A 1,504-nucleotide genomic window follows, 5' to 3' on the forward strand; every position below is an offset into this window, starting at 1 on the left:
GATGGTGGACGTGTCCGCCACTGCAGCCCTCACCACTGCGACGTATGCATCGACCAATCGCGCTGCGGTTGCCTCGTCGAAGAGATCGGTGGCATAGGTCAGATGTAGGTCCAGACCCCCGCGAGACCCGTCGGCGGTGAGTGCTTCGTTGAACACGAAGTCCAGGTCGAACTGTGTAGTGGTCACGACGTTGTCGACTTCGGCGATACGTATGCCGTCGAACTCGAGTTCGGTCAATGCGATGTTCTGCAGGGTCAAACTGACCTGGAAAATGGGCGAGTACGACTGCGAACGAACCGGATCGAGTATTTCGACCAGGCGCTCGAACGGAACGTCGGCGTTCGCGAACGCCTGGAGGTCGAATTCTCGAACCGATTCGAGCAATTCCGCGAACCGAGCGCCGGGCGACACCACGGAACGTAGTGCGAGGGTATTGACGAACATGCCGACCAGATCGTCGAGTGCACGTTCTCCTCGGCCCGCAACAGGAGTTCCCACAACTACGTCGTATTCACCGCTGTAGCGCGAAAGCACAACAGCGAGCGCGGCATGCAACACCATGAACGACGTAGCGCCGTTGTCACGCGCGACCTTCTCCAGTTGCGCGTTCACCTCGGGGCTCAGATGGGCCGAGAACATGGCTCCACGGCCGGAGGCTTCCACGGGACGAGGTCGGTCCAGCGGCAGATCGATCACCGACGGTATTGCGTCGAGAGCGCTGCGCCAGAAGTCCAACTGTCGTGTGACGAGTGAGGTCGACGATTCTTCCGAACCCAACGTCTCGAGCTGCCACAGCGCGTAATCCGCGTACTGCACCTCGAGCGGCGCCCACAACGGCTCCATACCACGGGACCGCGCCTCGTACGCCACCATCACATCACGCGTCAACGGACCCATCGAGAAACCGTCACCCGCAATGTGATGCACCGTCATCGCCAGGACGTACTCAAACTCGTCGAGCTGGAACAGATGAGCTCGCATGGGAATTTCGGACGTGACGTCGAAAGTGGCGCCGAGGACTTCGGAAACTCGTACGAGGAGAGCACTTTCGGACACATACTCGATCGTCATGTCCACGGCCGCGTCATCCGGCGAGAGAATTCTCTGGAAACCGATGCCGTCCACTTCAGGGTAGACCGTCCGGAGAACTTCGTGGCGCAGCACCAGATCACCCACTGCCGCACCAAGCGCCGATACGTCGAGGGCGCCGGAGAGGCGAAGGACCACTGGCATGTTGTATGCCGACGACTCAGGTTCGAAGCGGTTGAGGAACCACATCCGGGACTGAGCCGGTGACAACGGGACCGCCGACGGGCGTACCCGGGCTGTCAGGGCCGGCCTACTCGAGGATGATGAGGCGTCGAGAACCGCAGCGAGTTCGGCTACCGTCGGCGAGTCGAAGATGGCCCGCAGCGGTATGTCAGTGCCTCGGTCTGCGTTGATGCGGCTGACGAGCCGGGTCGCATTGAGCGAATTACCACCCAACTCGAAGAAATCATCATCG

1 protein-coding gene is annotated in these 1,504 nt (G+C 60.8%); it reads right to left on the reverse strand.

Annotation, left to right across the window (positions count from 1 at the left end; translation table 11 throughout):
• A partial coding sequence (locus tag RE4_RS30545) for a condensation domain-containing protein (protein ID WP_255246899.1) occupies nt 1-1,504 on the reverse strand: 1,504 nt, incomplete at both ends.

Source organism: Rhodococcus erythropolis NBRC 15567, from assembly GCF_001552595.1.
Lineage (GTDB): Bacteria > Actinomycetota > Actinomycetes > Mycobacteriales > Mycobacteriaceae > Rhodococcus_F > Rhodococcus_F erythropolis.